Here is a 20,374-nt window from a genome sequence, read left to right as displayed (position 1 = left end):
TGCTGATCGGAATTCTCAAGAAGAATATTCCACGCGATAGGGTCGCGGTATTGGACCTTGGTCCCATACCGCGTTGCATCGCCTGCCGACCAAGTGGCTTTTTGGAGCACATCGCTTATGAAGCACGCGCTCCAGCGGAGATCGCGCTCAAATCAATCGTTCGTTCGTGAAAATGCTGAGAAAACTTAAAAGCGCAACGCGGGAAGCGTGGCTAACCTAGTTCCTGCGGAATTTACGCCAGTCGTCAAATGCCGGTCAGCGGCCGCTATGGCTTCGGCCCGGTCCCCCCGGATGTGCTTGGTCTTGAATCGGTGGGTACGGTCGACGCGCTAGGCGAAGGCGTCGACACCCTGGCAGTCGGACAGCGAGTGATCACGCTGGGTGTGACCGGAACGTGGCGGGTGGGGAAATGCTGGTTTATGGCTGATTTTCTAAAGGTACGGGTCGAGGCAAGGCAGACCGCACAGTCCGTCCCTCGTCACGAGCCCCGAGACTTGTCTCCGGCCGGTCCGTGACGCTTCTGAAATGAGGTGCTGGTGGCACCGCTCAACACTTTTGATAACACAGCCAAAGGAAAAGCACACTGATGCCCACACTCTTTGATCCCATCCAGATCGGCGCGCTCAAGCTGCGAAACCGTATCGTCATGGCGCCACTCACTCGGATGCGCGCCTTCAACGAGCGCAGTCCCGGTTCCATCAACGTGAAGCACTACGCTCAGCGGGCGAGTGCGGGACTGGTCATTACCGAGGCGACCTCGGTTACGCCCCAGGGCGTCGGCTATCCGAACACCCCTGGTATCTGGTCTGACGCGCAGATCGCAGGATGGACGGACGTGACCCAAGCGGTACACGACGCAGGCGGGCTGATCGTATCTCAGCTTTGGCATGTTGGCCGGGTATCCGACCCGATCTTCCATGACGGAAAACCCCCCGTGGCTCCCAGCGCGATCGCGCCCGATGGCCACGTCAGCCGCCTGCGGCCACAGCGTCCCTACACGGTGCCGCGCGCACTGGAAACGGAAGAGATTCCCGGCATCGTAGACGATTTCCGGATCGGCGCCGCAAATGCCAGGCGTGCCGGTTTCGATGGCGTGGAGCTTCACGCTGCGAATGGCTATCTGTTCGACCAGTTCCTGCATGACGGCTCGAACAAGCGGACCGACTGCTACGGCGGCTCAATCGAAAATCGGGCCCGCTTCCTGATGGAGGCGGTAGATGCGTTGCTTACCGTTTGGCCGGCCGGCCGCGTCGGTGTGCATCTCAATCTGATGTCGAGTTCGTACTCCATGCACGATTCCAATCCGCGGGCGCTATTTGCCTATGTCGCCAAGCAGCTCAACGCCCGCGGCATCGCTTTCATCTTCGCGCGGGAAGCACTCGATCGTGGCGATCAGCAGATCGGCCGGGACGTGCGGCGCATTTTCACGGGCGTCTATATCGTCAATGAGGGGCTCACCAAGGAAAGCGCGGAACACGCCATCGAACACGGCGAGGCGGATGCCGCCGCCTTCGGGCGGCCCTTTATCGCGAATCCCGATCTGGTGGAGCGCTTCCGGCGCGGTGCACCGCTCAATGCGATCAACTCACAAACGATCTATACCAATGACGAAACGGGTTACAACGACTATCCGTTGCTGGACGAAGCCGTATAGGGCTTGCGGGCGTCACCGCATGGGGAGTCTTTGAAGTGAAGTGAAGGGAAAGTCGAGATGCCATTCGTATATCCGAGGGGGATCTCGATACCATCGCGTTGGTACACTCGGATCGAGCCACGCGAGCCAAGAAATCTCACTTGCGGCGGCAGCGCAGAACCCTGCGGCGAATGACGAAGTGACGACGAGAGGCGCTATTAGCGGGCATATTGCCTCGCCTCTTCGAGTCATATCACGTGTCCAATTCACTACTGCGCGCGATCTACCTTGCCATCGAAGTATGGACCAAGGTGACGACCGGCGGGAACTTGGACAGGTGCATGCTCAGTCGGAGTGAGCCTTGCTAACATGGCCTTCTCCTGTCAACTCGGCACCATGAGCACGAATCAATGCAATCAATTCGCCGGTCGTAATGTCGTGGAGAAATTCGCGTTGAATGCCGGCCTTGCGTTCGTCCATCTCGATCAAGAGCACGCTTTTGCCATCATGGCTCGCGCGGAGACTGAGCGACCGGCACAAGCGACCGCTCTCTATTTCATGCTGCGTAAGCAGGCTCATTTCTCCAACCGATCCATTCACTACTAGCTGTCTCATGTCACTTCCGAATAAGCACAAGTTCGGTCGACGCACATCACCGTGCCGTTGTCAGGTTGTTGAGTGCGGTCACTCAAGATCGTGTACTAATAGACATCCGAGTAGCTCTATTACGGAGCAATCCTTTCCTGGATGGAGCAGGTGCAGCACCTGCAAACAAGAATCTCTCTCCTGCTTCGGGTTGACCTTTGGGAACACTTCACACTTGAGCCGTATGTGATACGCGCCTCTGCAAATGCAGACCGGTAGCTCTGCTCGCTGCACGGCACGAACTCTATGAACTCCCCAAAAAGATGTCAACTGCTTTCTGACTATTCATCATACTTGCGTTCGTGCGCTCGCACTCGTGGCAAATCTATGACGCCGTCTGACCGGTAGGTACATCGCATCGATGCACGGGCTCTGAGCCTGCCGTGCGTTTGCGCCTACGATATGTCTTCTCCAGGGCACAGCGCCAATTTTTCGATACGGCAGTGCGAGCGAATAGGGTATATGCCAAGCAAGCACAGGGGCGTCACACTTCCCTACATACGTCCGAAGCCCGCATTCGCGCGTTAGGGCATAGAGCGCTCGGTACATCGAATGACCCACAACGTACCGCCGGATCATCCAGCCCTCCCATACGGGCAAGCTAGGTTTGCCAAACTGGTTCGGTTACCGTATCAGTAAGGTTGTGGACGTCAACTGCCGAAACGGAATAAATTTCTAAGACGACTGTTTCATCACCTGACGGGTGAATCAGTTAGGGGCACTTCTGCTCAGACTCCGGCAGCATCAGGTGATGCTGTGAGCCTTAAACATTACCGCCTTTTCCCACATTCACCCCATCGGTCAACTCAACACACTCGCTTGCGGGCCGCCTGGATCCAAACCTATGTTCGAATTTCCTCAACGTCCCTATAGTCAATGCGCTCTCAGCCACGGGTCCCGTGCATCCGCCAAAAGGTTGGCAAATTCGGTCACTGAAAAGTGACGTCTGAAGCGGTAGAACGACAGTCGGAAAACCAGGCCGCTCGCTTACCTGAGGAGAGTCAAATGGAGTGTCATCTCGATCTCGAAGACTATAGCGGCTCGGGGACACCCGCTTCCCGCGGCGTCAGAAGCATGAAACATGTCGGCATTTCCCTATATGATGGGTTTGCGTTACCGGACGCAGCACAGATCATGGAGGTGTTTCAGTCGGCTAACGCTCTGCTGAAAGACGCCCGAACCGTTGAAGCAAACTACGATGTCCGTCTGTTGTCCGCAGCCGGTGGCAGGATTGCGAGTTCGTCTTCAGTGTTCGTGTGGACCGAAAGCGTCGAAGCGTACCGCGGTGACGACTGCTTTCATGCTCTATTCATCGTCGGCGGAGCGGGCCTGCGCAACGCACTATCCAACGAACGCTTGATCCGGTGGCTGCGTCGTGCCTGTTCAAACAGCGGGCTCATCTTCCCTGTTGGTGAAGGAAGGTTACTGGTGGAAGCAACTGGTTTCGTGCCTGCATCCGTCGATCATGGCTATAGCAATCTCATTCGAGGGGAGACGCTGGGGCATCTCGTTGCCGGTCATCGATCCAACGGTGTGAGCCCGTTAAGAGGTGCTTTGAGCGTCGTCGAGGAAGATTTCGGTGTGGATCTTGCCCGTCAGATAGCTGATCGGATGGCGCCTCCAACCGAGACGCGCTTCACCGCGATTGTGCGAAGGAATGCGTCAATCCACATTAGCGAACCCATTCAGGCATCGGCGAGATGGCTGGAGGCAAACGGAGATCGATCGATAGCGATCAACGACGCAGCCCGGGTAGCTGCAATGAGCGAGCGAAACTTCCTCCGGCGTTTTAAGGCTGAGATGGGCGTTACGCCCTCAGACTATCTGCTCTATGTTCGACTCGACATGTGTTGCCGGCTGCTTGCGGATACGGACCTTCCGGTCGACAAGATTGCGCGCCGGTGCGGAAGTGGCAGCGGAGGCCAGCTATCGAAACTCTTTCGCAAACACCTGGATGTGACGCCAACCGAGTATCGCGCGAGCAAGCGGCCCTCTTGCGAAAGCCCGCGAAGTCACAAGGAATGCGCTTTTGAATAACCCTGCCAAGCTGTTGAAAAGGCGGTCTCCAGGTGTTTCATTCGGTCAAGATCAGAGTCGTTTCCGCCACAATAGGACTAGCAAGCTGATCGCCACGATATCCTTCCTTTGTCGTCCGATAAGGTGCATTGCTGATGGTCTGAGGCCCGCGCGCGAGTACCTGAGTACCAGGCTCTTCTCGGCCCCGGCAAGTATCACCGTGTACATCATCGCGCCACCGTTTCCATGCAAGCTTCCAACGCTGTCGCTAACGGTTCGGCTAGAAGTACGGCACGACGGACCACATGCGAACCGCAATCGCTTCGACGCTGAGTAATCGCAATACGGACGCGAAGCAGAATCGCGATTCCAAATGGAGCGATGAGATCGCGGCTGGCGCCGCTCCCCGTGCAAGACGGATCAATTGAAAATCAGGATCTTCCATGTTGAAAATTACGAAGGCTGTATTTCCGGTGGCTGGCCTTGGCACCCGGTTTCTCCCTGCCACAAAGGCAAGCCCGAAGGAAATGCTGCCAATAGTCGACAAGCCACTGATCCAATACGCGGTGGAAGAAGCCATGGCAGCAGGCATCACCGAAATGATCTTCGTCACCGGTCGCAGCAAGCGCGCTATCGAGGACCACTTCGACAAGTCGTACGAGATTGAAGCTGAACTTGAAGCGCGCGGTAAAGACACCTTGCTTGAGCTGGTACGTGGTATCAAGCCAAGCCATGTCGACTGTTTCTACGTGCGTCAGTCTGAAGCCCTGGGTTTGGGCCACGCGGTGATGTGTGCGGAGAAGCTGGTTGGCGACAACCCGTTCGCGGTAATGCTTGCCGATGACCTGTTGTATGGTACGCCGCCCATCATGGCTCAGATGATCGAGGTGTTCGATCACTATCATAGTTCGGTAATCGGTGTCGAGGACGTGCCGCGGACGGAGACGAAGTCGTACGGTATCGTCGACGGCAAGGCATGGGAGGAATCGCTGATCAAGATCTCCGGAATCGTCGAGAAGCCGTCGCCCGAACTTGCGCCATCGAACCTCGCCGTAGTCGGTCGCTATGTTCTAAAGCCAAAGATCTTTCAGCATCTGCGTGCGCTAAAACCGGACGCGAGCGGTGAACTTCAGTTGACTGACGCGATTCAGTCGTTACTTGCAGACGAACAGGTCCTCGCTTACAAGTACCACGGCGCGCGTTTTGATTGCGGCAGCAAGCTGGGTTATCTGAAGGCGACGGTCGAATTCGCACTGCGTCACCCGGAAGTAGGTGCTCCGTTTCTCGCATATCTGAAAACATTTCTCCCTGCGCTTACGGGTGAATCAGTCGCTGCGTCTTCTCCCCAGACCTGATCGAACGCGTCCCGGCCGACAACCACGCCCTGAGGCGTAGGTCACCGCGCGGCCACCTGCAGAGGGAGAGACCGAAGAGGACTCTCGCTGTGGCCGCACGGTGCTGTTGATCTGCCACGACAATGCTCAACACGCGAACTCTCTTACGCAGTTCGTGGCGGTTTGAAGGCAGGTCCCGGCTCCAATTCGCGCGGCGCGCTAGCCACGAATCCGTGGCGGCGTCGGTACCGCCTAGCCTTTCGTACCGCCGAGTGCGTGCGGAGGGTTTTCTTCCTCGTCTTCTGGTTTCCCTTGCCGCAGCTGTGTGCTGGCACGGCGATCAACCGCTCCCCGTCTCCTTGTGCCGAAATTCCCTCTAGATGTCACATCTGGGAGTGGTTTGAATTTGTGGATAGGCGGGGAGTGATTCATAGCGTCGAGACCGTCGTTACACTTGCCGCCAAAAAAAAGACCGCACCGTATCGACAGTGCGGCCTAACGCTGACCAGCGGTGCCGAGAACACCGCTAAGTTCGGGTTGAACTCGAAGCGTAGTGTCCCACACGGCCGTTCATTTCGACGGCCAAAAGGTTGACGCTTTCTGACACCAATCGTGGACGAGACGGTTTGCAACGTTCCATTCTTTAAGGATCCGTAGCATCCGTCTTCGATTGCTCAAGATAAGGAGGAAAGTGGTGATGGGGCCGCCGCCTATGTTAGCTGTGCGTCGCCAGTAGATGAACCAGGGGTATTGCGAAATCGTCAATTCGGCGTTGATCGTCAACGATTCGTTCATGGAGTTGCTGCTCCGCTCGCGAATGCGATGTGCAATGGACGGGATATCTTCAATCTGAACCCGCGCCTTTAACAAATACTCCCTAAGGGACGTTGGTTTTGATTTCAGTTTAAAGCCCGTCGATCTACAGGGATCCAGAACGTCGATATCCTAATCAGCCAAGATGTTGATAAATTCCGTCAGGCTGTTTTGGCTCGACGCCGGACCAGTATGATGCACCGCAACGGAAGACTTTCCCTTCTTCATGCCCGCACACCGCATCACTGTCTAAGGTCCAAGGACACACCATGGCGTACGCCGGTTTCGAAAATCTTGGGGAGCGCGCAGAGGACGCCAACGAACCGCGGCCTAAGCGTATGACTCGACACATCGGGGTCGTGGTCTATAAGGCTTTTTCGTTGCCGAGCATCGAGCTGGTCCCTGAAGTATTCCAGATGGCGAACGACATGAACCAGGGGGGATCGAGTGATGGCGGATTCTATCGTGTACGTCTGTACTCGGCCGACGGTGGAAGTGTCCTGTCCTCTTCATCGATCGTCGTGTGGACCCTCGGGTTGCAAACAATAGACGCCAGCGCGTTCGATGCATTGTTTATCGCAGGGGGAAAGGGGGCGCAAGACGCGTTACGTGACGGACGTGTGATTGACTGGTTGCAAGCGGCGTCGCCAAGCAGCGATGTCGTCCGGCCGATTGGAGAAGGACGGCTCCTGTTACGTGCCGCGGGGCTGGATAAGCTGCAGCAGCCGAGCATTCAAACCTCATCGAGCCAACGTCGCGCGAGCGCAGAGGATGAACATTTCAACGACGCCGACGCACGCTTCGATTCCGCGAAGGCCGCGTTGAATTTCGTTAAGCGAGACCTGGGAGGTGACGTGGCGCGGAACATCGCAGGGCGACTCTCCTTGAGTGGCGCCACGACCCTGGTTTCGCTCCTGTCGGACGCTCGTCCGACCACATCGACAGAGAAGGTAAGGGAATCGGCACGCTGGCTACAGAACAACTGCCAAAGCCAGATATCGGTGAGTGACGCGGTGCGGGTGGCTGCGATGAGCCAGCGAAACTTTCTGCGCTGTTTCAGACGGGAGATCGGTCTCACCCCATCCGAATTCCTGTGCCGCGTACGACTGGATATGACGTCGAGGCTGCTAGCCGAGACCGATCTCCCTGTCGATGAGATCGCGCGACGCTGCGGTTGGATTAGTGGCGAGCGATTGGTCAGGATCTTTCAGGAGCAACTAAAGCAAACACCGTCGGATTACCGGATGCGACGACGAACGCAAATCGAGGGGGACCGGCATTCATCTGCCTGATACGAGGCTGGACGCAGTGTAGATACGATTCTCCGCAGTGTGCGGATTCATCAATTGACGAAGCGTGGGAAGGTCCATCGTGAATGACTTTACCAGGAAGTTAGAGCTTAGCCGAGACGATTTGGTCCCGGCCGCGATTAGCGGGACGGGTGCCGGAGCGTCTACGAAGTCTTCGGTGCGGCTCGCGCAAGTCGTACTCGCGGGTGGATCGGGATCGCGGCTGTGGCCGATGTCGCGCGAGCAGTATCCGAAGCAGCTAATTGGCGTTCTCGGCTCGGATTCATTGTTGCAGGCCACAGTTGAGCGGATGAGGGACTTCTCTGTTCAGGAGCACCGAACCCAAAGCCGGCCGATCATCGTGTGCGGTGAGGAACATCGCTTTACGACGGCCGAACAACTCCGCGCGAGCGGCATAGACGCACGCATCGTGGTCGAGCCTGCGCGACGCGACACTGCGCCGGCGCTTACGCTGGCTGCCGCCGCCGCATGCGCGGACGGAGAGGATGCAATTATCGTCGCGATGCCGGCGGACCATGCGATTGCCGACGTAGCTGCGTTCCAGCGGGCAATCGCGTGCGCTGCGCGCTATGCGCAAGACGGTGCGATCACGACGCTGGGTGTATTGCCAACAAGACCCGATAGCGGATTTGGCTATATCAAGCTTGGTGAAGTCCTGCATGACGGTGCTCACCACATTGAGCGCTTTGTCGAAAAGCCAGCGGCGGAGTTGGCTGCTCAATATCTCGCATCTGGGCGCTATTGGTGGAATAGCGGCATCTTTGTCGTGCGGGCCAGCGTGTGGCTGTCCACGATCAAGGCGCTGCAGCCGGAAATATACGAGGCCTGCGCGACGGCCTACGCGCAAGGCACGAGCGACGGTCCATTCTTCCGGCCCGGCGCCGATGCCTTCAGGCAGTCCCCATCCAACTCGATCGACTACGCGGTGATGGAGCCGCTAGGCTCTGATGGCGGCCTTGCACCGGGTGTGGTCGTGCCGCTCGATGCGGGCTGGTCCGACCTCGGCTCATGGGATGCAGTGTGGAACGCTCTGGAGAAAGACGGCGACGGTAACGTCGCGCGTGGTCGGATCGTCTTTGAAGGCACTACCTCCAGTTTCGCACATTCAGAAGGGCGCCTGGTTGCATGCGTCGGCGTGACGAATCTGGTGGTCGTAGAAACCGACGATGCTGTGCTGGTAGCGGATCGATCGCGCGTACAGGACATCAAGGGACTGGTCAGCCGGATCAGGGCGCAGCGAGCGCCGGAGGCCGACGCGCACCGCAAGGTTCGACGTCCATGGGGGTACTACGATTCCATTGACCATGGGAAGCGCTTTCAAGTAAAGCGCATCGTGGTGAATCCGGGCGGGCGGCTGTCGTTGCAACTGCATCACCATCGCGCGGAACACTGGATCGTGGTTAGCGGTACAGCGCTCGTCACGCGGGCCGACGAGCAGTTCATGCTGACCGAGAATCAGTCGACGTTCATTCAGCTCGGTGTCACGCATCGGCTGGAGAACCCGGGCAAGTTGCCATTGGAACTCATCGAGGTGCAGTCGGGATCGTATCTTGGAGAAGACGACATTGTGAGGTTCGACGACACCTACGGCCGTACCTGAAGTGTCCAGCTTACGTGCAGTCCAACTTTAGCTTGGGGAAGCGCAACATGGTCGGGATTCAGGGTCTGCTGGCGCGGCTTGTCGATGTCATCCTCATCGTGGCAGGCGCGCTTGTGGCATCGCACATCCGCTTTGAGGATCTGCAGCAAAGTCGGCTGGATGGTGCTTTCATCACGTTTTCTGCAGCGTTCGCGCTGGTGTCGTTTCCGGCCTTCGGTCTATACGACTCGTGGCGTGGTCGCTCGATCCTGCGGCAAGTCGGCCAACTTGCGCTCGCCTGGCTGGTCGTCCAGGTTTGTGGACTCGTCCTGATGTTTTCGCTTCATCGCACGGATTTCATTTCACGCCTGTGGTTCGTCTACTGGATGGCGATCACGGGAGGCGCGTTGATGGTGTCGCGTCTCGCCACCCATACGGTGCTAAGGCGGGTGCGTCATGCCGGCATGAATCTGTGCAATGTGGCTGTTGTCGGATTCGGCGCTCATTGCGACCTCGTCGTACGCAAAGCGGCGGCCGCGCTGGCTAGTGGATTTCGACTCTCCGCGATTTTTGCCGTGCGTGACGCAGGTGTTTCGAGAGCGGCCGTACCTATATTCGACGACCTGCTCAAGTTCGCGGAGTATGTGCGTTCCCATAGCGTGAGGGAGATCTGGCTTGCGTTGCCGTTGTCGGAAGAGGCCACGATCCTTCTCTTCGTCAACGAGTTCCGCAATGACCTGGTGAATATCCGCTTCGTGCCGGACGTTAGGAGCGTAGCTTTGTTCGATGGCGGGATGATCGACCTGATCGGTGCGCCGGCAATCAACCTGATGGCATCGCCATTGCCGGATCGTGCGTTGATTCAGAAGGAAATCTTCGATCGTGCCTTCGCGGCGCTGGCGTTGTTCGGGTTGTCGCCCGTGCTTGTGCTGATTGCTATCGCTGTCAAGCTCTCGTCGCGCGGACCAGTCCTCTTTACCCAATATCGCAAGGGGGCGGACGGGCGTGTATTCAAGATATACAAGTTCCGCTCGATGCGGGTGCATGCAGAACGAACGGGTGTGGTGACTCAGGCGACCAAGGATGATCAGCGCATTACACGTTTAGGACGATTTCTGAGGAGGACAAGTCTTGACGAGCTTCCTCAGTTTTTTAACGTGCTTCGCGGGGAAATGTCGGTGGTCGGGCCTCGCCCGCATGCGATAGAGCACGATGAGCTGTATCAGAAAGTGGTGAATGGCTACATTCATCGGTATCGGATCAAACCGGGTATTACCGGTTGGGCGCAGGTTAATGGATTCCGCGGCGAGACAGACCTCGTGGAGAAAATGCAGGCAAGGGTGGAACACGACTTGTACTACTTGCACAACTGGTCGTTCGCGCTGGATATGCGAATCGTAGTGGCCACGATTGCGAAGGGCTTTACACATCACAATGCGTATTGACATGCTGATCAGGAGAGGTCGACAGGCCCTGAGCGGTGTCTGCCAGAAGCTGGTTTCGGTGATTGCGGTGCTGTCTTTAGCGGGCTGCGCGTTGGAACCAGGCATGCACTGGCGGGATGAACGCGCGAGCGGCGCGTCTTCGGCAAGCTTCCAGGCACCCGGCTCGAGCGCCGATTCATCGGGACCGGCCGGTGCACCGACCGACGAGACGACTGCCCCTGCGGGCGCGCTGGTCGAAATTACACCTGCTTTTGTGGAGCGTCAGCAAGCGGAGCAGCCTCGCAGGATTCCGGCAGATGTCGAGCAGCTCATCGGCAAGCCGGTACCGTATTTGATCGGACCGGGCGACGTGCTCAATATCCTCGTTTGGGACCATCCCGAACTCACGTTGCCGTCGATTTCGGTTACCACCGTTGGCACCGACTTCTACGGCGCCAATCCCGTGTCGCCCGGATACACAGTCGATCAGAACGGGATGGTTCAGTTCGCCTACGTGGGCGCGGTGAAGGTCAGCGGGCTGAGCGAGCTTGAGGCGCGCAACGTGATTTCAGCGAAGCTCGCGCGCTTCGTGAGAAATCCGCAGATTACTCTGCGCATTCAGGCTTACCGGAGCCAGCGCGTGTACATGGACGGGGAGGTTCGGAACCCTGGTCTCTTTGTTTTCAATGATGTTCCGATGACGCTGGTGGAGGCCATCAATCGAGCGGGAGGCGTCACGACGCTCGGAGACCGCGCATCGGTCGACGTCATTCGCGAGGGCAAGTCGACCATGGTGAGCATTCCAGATCTGGTGGAGCAGGGGATCAATCCGTCAGACATCTTGCTGAAAAACGGAGACATCGTGCGTGTGCTAGCCAGAGAGGATAGCAAGGTGTTCGTGCTTGGCGAGGTGAGTCGCCCGACGACATTATTCCTGCGCAATGGGCGTCTCACGCTCAATGAGGCATTGGGCGACGCGGGGGGCTTGAACCCCGTGACCGCGGAGGGCAGCCAGGTCTTTGTCGTGCGCAAGGCGCAGCACGGCAAGCCAGAGGTCTACCATCTCGACGCATCGTCGCCGACGGCGCTGGCGGTGGCGGAAGGGTTCGAACTTAAGGCAAAGGATGTCGTGTTCGTAGATGCGGCGCCCGTGGTGCGTTGGAGCCGAGTGGTGAATTTGCTCGTGCCAGCGGCGGAGGCGTCGTATTTCAGCAAATCCGCATCTAACCCATGAACAACGTCCTGGTTCTATGCGCTGGCAATATTTGCCGGAGCCCTGTGGCGGAGGCGTTGCTACGCCACGCTCTGCCGGAGAAGCACGTGTTTTCCGCCGGCATCGAAGCGGTGGTCGGTCGTTCTCCAGACGCTCGTGCGGTCCGTCTGATGCATGAGCTGGGCATCGACATCTCATCGCACAAGGGGCAGCAACTGACGAGCTGGATGCTCAATCAGGCGGAGTTGATACTCGTTATGGAAGCCGCGCAGAAGACGCGGGTGGAAAGCATGTACCCGATAGCAAGGGGCAAGGTATTTCGCATCGGCGAGTTCGCAGGGTTGGACGTATTTGACCCTTATGGAAAAGGCGATGCAGCAATGATTGAGGCATTCGAACTGATTGTCCAGGCGGTGGCGCAGTGGGTCACCCGCCTGGGTGGTCTCGCCAGCAAAGCAGCCTCTGCGAAGCGAAAAAGCGCATGAAAAACGATAGTCTTCAAGCTCTGATGCCACCGAACACCGATCAAGATGAAGGGCACTTCCACCTGGGCTACTTGCTCGATACCCTCAGGGACAATCTCAAGCTGATCACCATGATGACGGTGATAACGATGCTGATAGGCATTGGGTACGTACTTGTGGCGAGACCGGTCTATCAGTCCGACATCATGATTCAGGTTGAAGATAACCCGAATTCGCCGAACAATCTTCTGGCAAGTGTCTCGTCGATGTTTGATGTGAAGTCCGCCGCTGCGGACGAGGCCGAGATTGTCAGCTCGCGCCTGGTGGTGTCCCGGGCGGTGGAGACGATGAAGCTGTATATCCAGGTAACTCCGAAGTATTTTCCGGTCGTCGGCAGGAGCATTGCATCTCATCGCGTTGGACTATCAGTGCCAGGCCTGTTTGGTTTGGGGGGATATGTCTGGGGAAGCGAGCGTGTTGACATCGCGGACTTCGATGTGCCGTCTGCCTTGTACGGAGAGAGCTTCGAGTTGACGGCCCTGCCGCACGGCGCATTCCGGCTCAGGTTGGCGACGGCGGGGATAGACGCGATCGGTAGGACGGGCGTGCCAATGCATCTGTCCACAAGTGCGGGCCCGATGTACCTGATGGTGCGAAGCATCGACGCGAATCCGGGTGCAACGTTCGTGCTCGCTCGTCTGTCGTCCATCGCTGCAACGGAGAGCTTGCAGCGCGATCTGCGCATCAGCCAGACCAGCAAGGACTCGGGCATCATTCACGTGGGTCTGGACGGGTACGATCCGGATCAAACGCGGCGGACGCTGACCGAAATCGGTAGACAGTATGTCAAACAGAATATCGATCGAAAGAGTGAGGAAGCGAGAAAGTCAATCCAGTTCCTGGATGAACAGCTTCCGGTCCTGAAGCGGCAGCTTGAACAAGCTGAAGGAGCGTTCAACGCGTTCCGGATGAGTAACAGCACAGTGAACCTCAGTGAGGAAAGTTCGGCCGTATTGCAGCAAACGGTCGAGGCAGAAAATCGCCTCGTCGAACTTCGGCAGAAGTACGATGATGCATCCGCTCGCTTTACAGAGAATCATCCAGCGGTCATCTCGATCGCCAACCAGATTGCTCCGATACGCGCCCGCCTCGCTGAACTGGAGGCGAGTACGAAGCGGATGCCGCAGGTGGAGCAGGACGAGGTACGGCTTCAGCGCGACATGGAGGTAAGTCGCGATCTGTACACCAACATGCTCAACACGGCTCAACAGCTTCGGCTTGTGCAAGCGAGCAAGACCGGCAACGCAGGGCTGGTGGACGCCGCCGTCACGGCGGAGTTGCCGGTCAAGCCGAATCGCAAGCTGGTCGTTGGCTTGTCTGGATTGCTGGGGCTATTGCTCGGTGGTATGACGGCAGCGGCGCGCAAGGAACTGTTTGGCCGCCTGGTGGATCCCCACGAGATCGAACAATCGATCGGCCTCTCGGTTTATGCAGCGGTCCCGCACAGCAAGAAGCAGGAACTTCTCTCTCAAAGGATTGCGGCGAAGGAAGAAGGCGTATTCGTACTCGCCAGCGTCAATGCCGACGACCCTTCCGTGGAGGCCTTGCGCAGCTTCCGCACCGCATTGCAGTTTTCACTGCTCGAAGCCCGAAGCAACATTATCCTGATTGCGGGGTGTACCGCCAATGTCGGGAAGTCCTTTGTCTCGGCGAATTTCGCCACGGTGGTCGCGATGTCAAAGCAGCGCGTGCTGCTGGTGGACGGGGATCTCCGCAAAGGCCACTTGCACCGGTACTTCGGACAGGATCAGTCGCCTGGGTTGTCGGACACGATTGCCAACAATGTATCGGTGGATGCGGCCGTGCGTCGCAACGTGTTGCCAAACCTGGACTTCCTCCCGTGCGGTGCCCTGCCACCGAATCCGTCCGAGTTGCTGGCCCATGCGAACCTCCGACGGGTCATTGAGTCCTTGAACGACCGTTACGATCTAGTGATTGTCGATTCACCTCCAATCCTTGCCGTGTCGGACGCAATCGAACTTGCTCGCATGGCGGCCTGCGCGTTCTTGGTCGTCCGCCAGGACGTCAGCTTTCTGGCAGAGGTGAAGGAGTCGATTAAACGTCTCGAACAGGTGGGCATCGCACCCCGAGGGGTCGTATTCAATGCGATGAGATATCGCCCCGGGACTTATGGGTATGGCGGCGGCCGGTACCGCTACTCGAAGTATGCGTATGGATCGTACGTGGACAGCCAATGAAGCATAGTCTGATTTCAATCGGCCAGGTTCGGCATGGATTGCTGCGTGCGCTTCGATATATGAGGCACCGTAGTCTGGTATTCCGTGCCTCGGGCGTGTGTCTGATGTTGAGCGCCTGCGCGGTTGTTCCGTGCGCCGCGAAGGTGGTGACCGTCTCGGATGCTGCAGGCCTGCGCGGGGCGATCGCGATGCTCGCTACCGGCAACTCGCATGCAGGTGAAACGATTGACCGGCTGGATATCGTTTTGAATGCGGGGGTCTACCGGATCGACACGCCGCTCGCCATGACGCTGGACAAGAGCTGGCGCGGCAAATCGATTACGATCTCAGGCCCCGCGAGCGGACAGGCGGTCATATCCGGCGCTCACGTCGTGACTGGCTTTGCACCGGTGCGTGACGAGACCGTTCTTGCGCAACTCCCGGCCGCGGCACGCGAGAACGTGCGAGTTGCCGACCTGGCTCGCAACGGAGTGACGGACTTAGGAACGTTTGCACGGCACGGTTTCGGGATTCCCGCCACCCCGGCGCCGCTGGAACTGTTCTACCGGCATCGGCCGATGGCGCTTGCACGCTGGCCCGCGAGCGGCTTTGCGACCATCGAGTCGTTACCTGAGGGCGCCGGGGGGCGCAGCTTTACGATCGCAGGCGCACCTGTGGCGGCATGGAAGAACGAGCGCGATCTGCACGCCTTCGGCTATTGGGCGCGCGATTGGGCGGATGCGATGATGCCGGTCGAATCGGTCGATCCGTCGTCGGGGACTATCACGCTGGAAACGCCCCCGCCGCAATTCGGAATGAAGACCGGCCAACGCGTGTACATCGAGAATGCGCTGTCTGAATTGGCTCATCCGGGCCAGTACTACGTGGATCGCCGGACGTCGCGCTTGTACTTTTGGCCGCCCGCGCCGCTCGAGGAAGGAGACGTCGAAGTGTCGGTCGCCGCGGCGTTGCTCGAGGCGGACAACGTAGTCAATCTCACGCTGCGCGATTTGACCTTCGACATCTCGCGTGGCGATGCGCTGAAGCTGCAGGGCGGCGGCAATGTGTCGGTGGAGAACGTGACGGTCCGCAATGTCGCAGGTCACGGGATCTGGTCGAGCGCGATCAATTCACGCTTTCGCGCGCTCACGGTCGAAAACACCGGCGAGGGGGGCATTGCAATCTTTGCTGGCGATCGAGACAAGCTCGTCGCTGGCGGCGTGGTGATTGCCGACAGTACGATTCATGACTACGCGCGCCGGTCGCGAGCATATCGGCCCGCGATCAGCGTGTCCGGCGTCGGAGACCGGATCGAGCATAACGTGATCTACGATGGCCCGCACGCGGCCATTATCTTCAGTGGCAACGACCACGTCATCGCGCACAACGAGATCTACCGGGTCGCGACCGAGACGTCGGATACGGGTGCGATATACACGGGCCGCGACTGGACCGCGCGCGGTACCGTCATCGAGGACAACTTCCTGCACGACATCGGTAGCGCTGCGAAGCCGCAAGCCACGATGGGCGTCTACCTTGACGATCAGGCGAGCGGGGTCACCATTCGCCGGAATGTTTTCTCGCGGGTCAATCAAGCGGTCTTCATCGGCGGTGGCCGTGACAATCTCGTCGAGGATAACCTGTTCGCGAACTGCTCGCCTGCGGTCTACATCGATTCGCGCGGACTAACGTGGCAAAAGGGGCTGGTGAACAGCCCGAACAGCGCGCTGCGCATCCAGCTCGCGGCGCGTCGAGTATCCCAGCCTCCGTATTCGACGCGTTATCCGGCGCTGGCGGGACTGTTGTCCGATGAACCTGGCGCACCCAAGGGCGTCCTGCTTAGGCGCAATGTCGTGATCGGCGGTAAGCCACTGTCCATCGATGATCAGGCGCGACGCTACGTACAGGTCGAAAACACGTTTGGTGAATCCGATGTCGTGTTCGCGAAGTCGATGCCCGAGGCAGCGCGTGCATCGCTGCGGGATTTCCGGCTTTCCAGCGACTCGCCCGCGGTGGCGCGCGGGTTCAAGGCGCCTGCCTTGATACTCGACGCGAAATAGAAACGGCGAGCACACGCTGGAACCTAAGGAAATTCGACACTATGCGATTCAAGGGCGACATCAATGCGTTGCGCGGCGTAGCGGTGACTCTGGTTGCGCTATTTCACTTCGGGGTACCGGGTTTAGACGGTGGTTTCATCGGTGTCGATGTCTTCTTTGTGATCTCCGGGTATCTGATGACGGGCATTATCGTCGGCCGGCTTGAGGAGGGCCGCTTCAGCCTGCTCGACTTCTACATCGCGCGCTTCGTGCGGATTGTCCCGGCACTCGCGATGACGTGTGCAGCGCTGCTTGCGTTTGGCTGGTTCTACCTGGACCCGCGCGGCTACAAAATTCTCGCGGAGCACGCAGGCGCCTCGATTGGCTTCTTTTCGAATTTCGCATATTGGCGGGAAGCCGGCTATTTCGACACGTCTTCGCAGAACAAATGGCTTCTGCATACCTGGTCGCTGTCGGTCGAGTGGCAATTCTATATGTTGTTTCCCGTTGTGCTGGTGCTCGCCTCTCGCTGGTTCCGCGATCGACGTAAAGCGTTTGCGGCGCTGCTGTGGACGATGGGTGGCGCGTCGTTCCTGCTTTCGCTGGCCGTCGTGCGGGGCTATCCGGAGGCGAACTTCTTTCTGTTGCCGCCGCGCGTTTGGGAAATGGTCGCCGGAGGGCTCGTGCTGTTGTACGCCGACCAGTTCAACTTCAACCAGCGCGCCGCAGTCTGGCTTCAGATGCTTGGTGTTGCGGCAATCCTGCTCGCAGCGTGTATCTTCACCGAGGCGAGTGACTGGCCCGGCCCTCTGACTCTCTTGCCCGTGATCGGCGCCGCGTGCGTGATCCTGTCCGATGCGCAGCACTCGTCGTTTTCACGTGCAAGGCCGCTGCAGTGGCTGGGGCGCCGATCGTATTCGATTTACCTGTGGCACTGGCCGGTGGTCGTGTTCATTCGCTATGTCGATTGGCCTGTTCATGAGGCAGTCACGATTGCTGGCGGTGTCACTGCCTCGCTTGCGCTCGGCTGGCTGTCTTACGAACTGGTCGAGCGTCATTCGGGCGCCTTGCGTCACGCGTTCGGCAGAGCCGGTCTCGGCGCACTGGTTGGGGGAGTGTTCACCGTGCTGTTTGCGTGTGCGGCGGTGACACTCGGGAACGGCTACGGGTCCCGGTTGCCGCAGCAGGTCCGTCAGATTTCAGCGGCGAGCCTGGACGTCGATCCACGTCGCAATGAATGCCTCATCGACAGCGTGCATCGGCTGGACGATCCGGATCGTGAGATCGGCTGCCGGTACGGAAAGTCCGCCACGATCGGGGCGATTCTGTGGGGCGACAGCCACGGCAACGCTGTAATCACCGGTGTGGCGGCTGCTATCGAAGAGACGCATCGCAGCGTGATGTTCTTCGGCACATCGGGCTGCCCGCCGCTGATTGGAGCGAGCCGCTTCGGCAAACATCGCGAGGAGCCTTGCCGGAGGTTCGCCGCACGCGTGGCGAGCGAGATAGCGGCCTATCCGGCCGACGTGCCGCTGGTCGTCGTTGCGCGGTTCTCGGCGTATGTCGAGGGTAAGGGCGACAGCCAGGACCCTACGATCCTGATCGGCTTCGACGGTGCGCGTCCACTCACCGACATCGCACAGCGGCGCATGCGCTACGGGCGTTTCGTCACGAACGATTTATGCGCTCTCGCGAAGATGCGCAAGGTATATGTGCTGTTGCCGATCCCCGAGATGGGGCGCGACGTTCCCGACTACCTTGCCCGATCACTGATCCTCGGCCGGCATCCGGCCGATGTCTCGATACCGGAGGCGGATTACGCGCGACGCAACCGGGTCGCACGAGACGCTATCGACAATGCGGTTCGTGAATGTGGCGTGACGGCTCTCGACCCGACGCCCTATTTGTGCCGTGACGAGCGCTGCTACGGGTCACAGTCGTTGGTGCCGCTGTACATCGACGGCGATCACTTGAACAGGCGAGGAAGTGCGCGACTCGTGCCGCTGTTCAGGCAGCTATTCGTACCGGCAACCGCGCCTTTGCCCGCGCGTGAACCGAACACGACACAGACAACGGGCCCCGCAACGCAGACGGGCGTTGGGCACGCAGTGACTGCGACGCCAGTGCCAGCAATCTCGCCTGCCAGGACTCGCATTCATGCCTCGCTCTTCTTCAAGACTGGCGGCGCATCGCCCGATCGGATGGCCGCGTCATGACCGGGACTGCCGCGTCGGTAGGAAAAAACGCGCGCTGGCTCGCGGGCGCGCAGGCTGCCAAGATCGTCATACAACTCGTAGGCCTGGGCATTTTATCGCGCCTGCTTGGCCCATCGGACTTCGGGGTGATGGCGCTCGCGATCGTCGTCACGAGCCTGGCAGGCTTGCTTCGAGACATGGGCACGGGCCCGGCGATCATCCGCGCGCGAGAACTGAGCGCGACGATGGTGAATTCGATCTTCTGGGTCAACATGGCAATGGCCACTGCGGTGGCTCTCCTGGTGGTCGTCCTGGCAGTGCCGATTGCAAGTCTCTTCGATACAGCGCCGCTCGCACATCTGCTGTATGCGTTGTCACTGACGTTCCCCGTCATCAGTTTCGGCGCTGCACATCAGGCGCTGCTCGAACGAGAGTCGCGTTTTCACATCACGACGAGAGCCGACGTATTGTCGTACACAGGTGGCCTATGCGCGGCGATCGTGGCGGCCAGGTTCGGTATGGGGGCCAAGAGCCTCGTGTTGCAGGCGATCGTGCAAGCGACGCTGTCTTCGTTGCAGATGTTCATGGCGTCGCCATGGCGTCCAAGTCTGAGCTGGGACGCGTCGGAGATTCGGCGAATCTTCAGCTTCTCTTCGAATCTGACGCTGTCGAACCTCGTGCTCTATCTGATCCGCAACACGGATTCGATGATCGTCGGCAAGACGCTCGGCGCGGTCGCCCTCGGGCCATATTCGCTCGCGTTCCGGATCATGCTCTCGCCGCTGCAGAATGTTTCGCTGATTGCGTCCAAGGCACTTTACCCTGTGCTTAGCACTCACCAGGCCGACCCGGAGCGGCTGGGCGCAACGTGGCTCGAGAGCACATCGTTCGTGGCGTTGATCACCGCGACCCTGATGGGTGGGTTGATTGCGTTGTGCGAGCCGTTCGTCACGGTGGCGCTAGGCCAGCGATGGGGCGAGGTTGCGCGGCTGCTTCCGTGGCTTGCGCCGGTCGGTTTCGTGCAATCGGTTCTAAGCACGGCTCCGGTGATTTTCATGGTCAAGGGACGCACCGATGTACTGCTCAAGCTGAACATCGGTATGGCTGGACTGCATATCGCGTGCTGGCTCATCGGTGCGCGCTGGGGCGTGAGTGGTGTCGCGGCGGGCTATCTGGTCGCGACGATCGTGAGCGCGCCGCTCTATCTCGTGACCACCGCGCGCCTCGCGGGATTGCCGGTCGCACGGCTGCTTCGCGCGCTCGGTATCCAGTCGGGCCTCGGCATCAGCGTGTTCACGGTAACGTTTGCCGCGCGAAGCGCGCTGGAACCATTCGCGCTGCCGCCGCTCGCGCTACTGCTGGTCGCCGGATTGTGCGGCGGGCTCTACGGCGTCTGGCATGTTGGCCGTTTCAGTCCGGATCATATGTTTGCGCTACGACGCACGTTTCATCTTGCCTCGTGAGTCTGGAGA

At 59.1% G+C, this 20,374-nt stretch carries 14 protein-coding genes; 13 read left to right on the top strand and 1 reads right to left on the bottom strand.

Annotated elements, in window-relative coordinates:
- The first annotated feature begins 248 nt into the window (after window positions 1-248).
- Window positions 249-515 (top strand): alcohol dehydrogenase catalytic domain-containing protein, encoded by a 267-nt coding sequence (locus BG61_RS44955; RefSeq protein WP_075584154.1) that lies wholly within the window; start codon window positions 249-251, stop codon window positions 513-515.
- A gap of 71 nt (window positions 516-586) precedes the next feature.
- A complete protein-coding gene (locus BG61_RS12190) occupies window positions 587-1,654 on the top strand; it encodes an alkene reductase (protein ID WP_035925792.1) in 1,068 nt (355 codons plus the stop codon).
- 324 nt (window positions 1,655-1,978) lie between these two features.
- On the opposite strand, the gene BG61_RS12185 is transcribed toward BG61_RS12190, so the two are convergent.
- Window positions 1,979-2,248, bottom strand: a complete 270-nt coding sequence (locus BG61_RS12185; protein WP_075584153.1) for a hypothetical protein — start codon at window positions 2,246-2,248, stop codon at window positions 1,979-1,981.
- 1,035 nt (window positions 2,249-3,283) lie between these two features.
- On the opposite strand from BG61_RS12185, the gene BG61_RS12180 reads away from it, so the two are divergent.
- The 11 genes from BG61_RS12180 to BG61_RS12130 all read left to right on the top strand — a co-directional run bounded on the left by BG61_RS12180 (window position 3,284) and on the right by BG61_RS12130 (window position 20,365).
- Window positions 3,284-4,315 carry a GlxA family transcriptional regulator gene (locus tag BG61_RS12180; protein WP_035941675.1) on the top strand — a complete coding sequence of 344 codons (1,032 nt, stop codon included), beginning with the start codon at window positions 3,284-3,286 and terminating at the stop codon, window positions 4,313-4,315.
- A 422-nt stretch (window positions 4,316-4,737) separates the two neighbouring features.
- Entirely contained in the window at window positions 4,738-5,649 is a 912-nt protein-coding gene (gene galU, locus BG61_RS12175; protein WP_035925794.1) for a UTP--glucose-1-phosphate uridylyltransferase GalU, read from the top strand.
- 1,061 nt (window positions 5,650-6,710) lie between these two features.
- Window positions 6,711-7,733, top strand: a complete 1,023-nt coding sequence (locus BG61_RS12170; protein WP_051672450.1) for a helix-turn-helix domain-containing protein — start codon at window positions 6,711-6,713, stop codon at window positions 7,731-7,733.
- A 136-nt stretch (window positions 7,734-7,869) separates the two neighbouring features.
- Window positions 7,870-9,351 (top strand): mannose-1-phosphate guanylyltransferase/mannose-6-phosphate isomerase, encoded by a 1,482-nt coding sequence (locus BG61_RS12165; protein WP_051672459.1) that lies wholly within the window; start codon window positions 7,870-7,872, stop codon window positions 9,349-9,351.
- A 47-nt stretch (window positions 9,352-9,398) separates the two neighbouring features.
- The gene (locus BG61_RS12160; RefSeq protein ID WP_035925797.1) at window positions 9,399-10,775 is read left to right on the top strand and encodes an undecaprenyl-phosphate glucose phosphotransferase; all 1,377 of its coding nucleotides are present in this window, start codon (window positions 9,399-9,401) and stop codon (window positions 10,773-10,775) included.
- A 1-nt stretch (window position 10,776) separates the two neighbouring features.
- Window positions 10,777-11,988: a polysaccharide biosynthesis/export family protein gene (locus tag BG61_RS12155; protein WP_035925800.1), complete on the top strand. Its 1,212-nt coding sequence runs from the start codon at window positions 10,777-10,779 to the stop codon at window positions 11,986-11,988.
- Window positions 11,985-12,452 (top strand): low molecular weight protein-tyrosine-phosphatase, encoded by a 468-nt coding sequence (locus tag BG61_RS12150; protein ID WP_051672449.1) that lies wholly within the window; start codon window positions 11,985-11,987, stop codon window positions 12,450-12,452. Before BG61_RS12155 ends, BG61_RS12150 begins: the two co-directional genes overlap by 4 nt.
- The gene (locus BG61_RS12145; protein ID WP_051672448.1) at window positions 12,449-14,689 is read left to right on the top strand and encodes a polysaccharide biosynthesis tyrosine autokinase; all 2,241 of its coding nucleotides are present in this window, start codon (window positions 12,449-12,451) and stop codon (window positions 14,687-14,689) included. The genes BG61_RS12150 and BG61_RS12145 overlap by 4 nt, the downstream gene beginning before the upstream one ends.
- Complete coding sequence (locus BG61_RS12140) at window positions 14,686-16,728, top strand: right-handed parallel beta-helix repeat-containing protein (protein WP_081868048.1); 2,043 nt, start codon at window positions 14,686-14,688, stop codon at window positions 16,726-16,728. Before BG61_RS12145 ends, BG61_RS12140 begins: the two co-directional genes overlap by 4 nt.
- A 41-nt stretch (window positions 16,729-16,769) precedes the next feature.
- Window positions 16,770-18,923 (top strand): acyltransferase family protein, encoded by a 2,154-nt coding sequence (locus BG61_RS12135; protein WP_051672447.1) that lies wholly within the window; start codon window positions 16,770-16,772, stop codon window positions 18,921-18,923.
- Complete coding sequence (locus tag BG61_RS12130) at window positions 18,920-20,365, top strand: lipopolysaccharide biosynthesis protein (protein WP_051672446.1); 1,446 nt, start codon at window positions 18,920-18,922, stop codon at window positions 20,363-20,365. Before BG61_RS12135 ends, BG61_RS12130 begins: the two co-directional genes overlap by 4 nt.
- The last annotated feature ends 9 nt before the right edge of the window (window positions 20,366-20,374 follow it).

The organism is Caballeronia glathei (assembly GCF_000698595.1).
Lineage (GTDB): Bacteria > Pseudomonadota > Gammaproteobacteria > Burkholderiales > Burkholderiaceae > Caballeronia > Caballeronia glathei.
The sequence above is the reverse complement of the archived record's forward strand: the minus strand, read 5'-3'. Positions and strand labels throughout refer to the sequence as shown.

What these genes read in the sequence shown, in the direction of transcription:
- BG61_RS44955 (WP_075584154.1), top strand. Translation starts at nt 249, where the DNA reads ATGCCGGTCAGCGGCCGCTATGGCTTCGGCCCGGTCCCCCCGGATGTG.
- BG61_RS12190 (WP_035925792.1), top strand. Translation starts at nt 587, where the DNA reads ATGCCCACACTCTTTGATCCCATCCAGATCGGCGCGCTCAAGCTGCGA.
- BG61_RS12185 (WP_075584153.1), bottom strand. Translation starts at nt 2,248, where the DNA reads ATGAGACAGCTAGTAGTGAATGGATCGGTTGGAGAAATGAGCCTGCTT.
- BG61_RS12180 (WP_035941675.1), top strand. Translation starts at nt 3,284, where the DNA reads ATGGAGTGTCATCTCGATCTCGAAGACTATAGCGGCTCGGGGACACCC.
- galU (WP_035925794.1), top strand. Translation starts at nt 4,738, where the DNA reads ATGTTGAAAATTACGAAGGCTGTATTTCCGGTGGCTGGCCTTGGCACC.
- BG61_RS12170 (WP_051672450.1), top strand. Translation starts at nt 6,711, where the DNA reads ATGGCGTACGCCGGTTTCGAAAATCTTGGGGAGCGCGCAGAGGACGCC.
- BG61_RS12160 (WP_035925797.1), top strand. Translation starts at nt 9,399, where the DNA reads ATGGTCGGGATTCAGGGTCTGCTGGCGCGGCTTGTCGATGTCATCCTC.
- BG61_RS12155 (WP_035925800.1), top strand. Translation starts at nt 10,777, where the DNA reads ATGCTGATCAGGAGAGGTCGACAGGCCCTGAGCGGTGTCTGCCAGAAG.
- BG61_RS12150 (WP_051672449.1), top strand. Translation starts at nt 11,985, where the DNA reads ATGAACAACGTCCTGGTTCTATGCGCTGGCAATATTTGCCGGAGCCCT.
- BG61_RS12145 (WP_051672448.1), top strand. Translation starts at nt 12,449, where the DNA reads ATGAAAAACGATAGTCTTCAAGCTCTGATGCCACCGAACACCGATCAA.
- BG61_RS12140 (WP_081868048.1), top strand. Translation starts at nt 14,686, where the DNA reads ATGAAGCATAGTCTGATTTCAATCGGCCAGGTTCGGCATGGATTGCTG.
- BG61_RS12135 (WP_051672447.1), top strand. Translation starts at nt 16,770, where the DNA reads ATGCGATTCAAGGGCGACATCAATGCGTTGCGCGGCGTAGCGGTGACT.
- BG61_RS12130 (WP_051672446.1), top strand. Translation starts at nt 18,920, where the DNA reads ATGACCGGGACTGCCGCGTCGGTAGGAAAAAACGCGCGCTGGCTCGCG.